This is a genomic window from Halorubrum sp. AD140 (assembly GCF_034497445.1).
Classification (GTDB): Archaea; Halobacteriota; Halobacteria; order Halobacteriales; family Haloferacaceae; genus Halorubrum.
Genome location: NZ_JAXRUU010000130.1, coordinates 1 through 2,298, shown reverse-complemented (window position 1 = coordinate 2,298; position 2,298 = coordinate 1). Strand labels below are relative to the sequence as shown.

3 protein-coding genes and 1 pseudogene are annotated in these 2,298 nt (G+C 70.5%); 2 read left to right on the top strand and 2 right to left on the bottom strand.

Translation table 11 applies throughout. From position 1 onward, the window contains the following. Together U4E84_RS16635 and U4E84_RS16630 are read left to right on the top strand one after the other, a co-directional pair. Positions 1 to 557 (top strand): annotated as a pseudogene (locus U4E84_RS16635) (sulfatase); the annotation flags it as partial. After that, positions 557 to 979, top strand: a complete 423-nt coding sequence (locus U4E84_RS16630) for a GtrA family protein (RefSeq protein WP_322533222.1) — start codon at positions 557 to 559, stop codon at positions 977 to 979. The pseudogene U4E84_RS16635 and the gene U4E84_RS16630, both read left to right, overlap by 1 nt. Positions 980 to 1,004: 25 nt before the next feature. Here U4E84_RS16630 and U4E84_RS16625 read toward each other — a convergent pair whose 3' ends face one another. Together U4E84_RS16625 and U4E84_RS16620 are read right to left on the bottom strand one after the other, a co-directional pair. Then, a complete protein-coding gene (locus U4E84_RS16625; protein WP_322533221.1) occupies positions 1,005 to 1,706 on the bottom strand; it encodes a TVP38/TMEM64 family protein in 702 nt (233 codons plus the stop codon). A gap of 76 nt (positions 1,707 to 1,782) precedes the next feature. Further along, positions 1,783 to 2,298: DUF429 domain-containing protein (locus U4E84_RS16620; RefSeq protein ID WP_322533220.1), on the bottom strand; the 516-nt coding region annotated here is incomplete at its 5' end.

Here is a 2,298-nt window from a genome sequence, read left to right as displayed (position 1 = left end):
CCACGGTCGCCGACCTGCTCGGCGTCGCCCCCGCGCCGGAGTGGCACGGCGAGTCGCTCGTGCCGGCGCTGGACGGCGAGGAGACCACACGGAAAGCCGGCGACGTCGACGACGACGCGTCCGAAACCGCTGCCGGCGGCGCGTCCGAAACCACCGACGACGACGCGGACGACGCTCCGGACGTCCCCGACGACCCGGTCGTCTCGGTGACCGTCCGCGGCGATGAGGTGACCCAGCAGCCGATCCCGCGGTCGCTGTCCGACGGCGACCTGTTCGTCAGCGCGCGCGACGACGACTGGACGTACATCGAGAACGTCGACGCCGGCGATCGGGAGCTGTACTACCGCCCCGACGACCCGACCCAACAGGAGAACCTCGCGGTCGATCCCGACGAGGAGGCGCAGGCGGTCATCGACCGGTTCGCACCGGTCGTCGACGCGCACGCGGAGCTGCTCCGCGAGCGCGGCGCCGCGGCCGAAGCGGCGGCGGCCGAGCGCGGCGAGGAGGAGGTCGACGAAGACCTCGAAGCTCGCCTCGAAGCGCTCGGGTATAAGTGATGATTCGGTCGGTCCTCCGCGACCTCGCGAGCGGACCGATCGCGGTTCAGATGCGACGCTTCCTCGTCGTTGGCGCGCTCACCGCCGGGCTCCAGCTGGCGCTCCTGTGGCTGTTCGTCGACATCGCGGGACTGAACTACATCGTCGGCGCGACGATCGCCATCGAGATCACTATCATCTGTTCGTACATCCTCAACAACGCGTGGACGTTCCGCGCGAGCCAGAACACGGGCGTCTCCGAGTACCTCTCCGGGCTGCTGAAGACGAACCTCGTCCGCGGCACGGCGATCCCGATCCAGCTCGGGGTGCTCGCCGCGCTCGTCGAGTGGATGGGGGTGATGTACCTCGTCGCGAACGCGGTCGCGATCGTCGTCAGCGGCGTCTACCGCTTCGTCCTCGATCATCAGTGGACGTGGGGGTGACGCCGCCGCGTCCGCTTCGGGGCCCTCAGAAGGGGAGCCGCGGCTCGAGGCGCTCGACGAGGTCGCGCACCGCGTCCTGTTTGTAGTAGCCGACGGCGGACGCCGCCACGACCAGCGCGACGAGCGCCATCGCCGAGAGGAACCGGCCGCTCGCGAGCTCGCCGCCCGCGTACACCGTCAGGACGTACGCCGGGAGCCGGCCGACCGCGATGACGGCGATGAAAGTTGGGAGCGACCACTTGGTGAGGCCGCTCAGGAAGCAGATGGCGTCGTCGGGGAGGCCCGGAATGATAACGAACGCGAACAGCCCGGGGATCCCGACGGTGTCGACGAACCCGTCGAACCGCTCGATCACGTCCTCGTGGATGACCTTCTCGACGAAGGAGCGACCGTATCGCTTCGACAACGAGAAGGCGACCGCGCTGCCGATGAGCACGCCCGTGAGGCTGTACACAGTCCCGGCGAGCGGGCCGAAGAGGTAGCCCGCGACGAGGGCGACGACCTGGCCCGGAATCGGGGCGACGATGACCTGGAGGGCCTGGATGCCGATGAAGACGATGGGGGCGAAGACGCCGAACTGGTCGAGCCACGTCCGGAGGGCCTCGGAGTCGGTGAGAAAACCGGCGTAGCGGCTCACGAGGACGTACAGGCCGACCGCGAGGACCGCGACGCCGACCGCGGCCGCGATCCCCCGCCGGCGGTCCGCCCGCGAGGAGAAGAGTTTCATTCGTATGGTAGCCGGCGACAGAGCGACTTGAACCTTACCAACGGGACGACTGCGTCGGAGACGAGCGGGACGCGCCTCACGCCAGCGGCTCCGCGCTCCAGTACGCCATCCGCATCGGGATCTCCGCACGGTCGCGGTATTCCGCGCCGTCCGGCAGGAACCGGAGCTCTGCCCGCGGACGCCGCGCGACGACCGCTAACCCGAGCGCGTCGACGGCGTCGTCGACGGTCGCGTCCGCCGAGTCGACGGCGGGCTCGTCCGCCAGCGTCCGGCATATCCCACCGAGCGCCGCGCCCGGGTCGTCGAGCTGCTCGTCGAGCGCGTCGAGTCGCTCGCCGACGCCCGGCGCGCCGGTCTTCGAGTGGTCGAGTCGGCGTCCGGCGAGCCCGCGGAAGCACACCTCCGGATGGGCCTCCATCACGCGCTCGCGCGCCGCCTCGTCCGCACGGAGGAACGCGTCCACCGCGCCGACCGCCGGGGCGATGTGGTACGACTGCCGGCTGAGTCCCTTGTCGAGGTCCGCCCGGTTCCGCTCGTCCACCGTCTCGTAGTCCGCGCCCTCGCGTGCCAGTTCGCACGCGCCGCGCGAGGG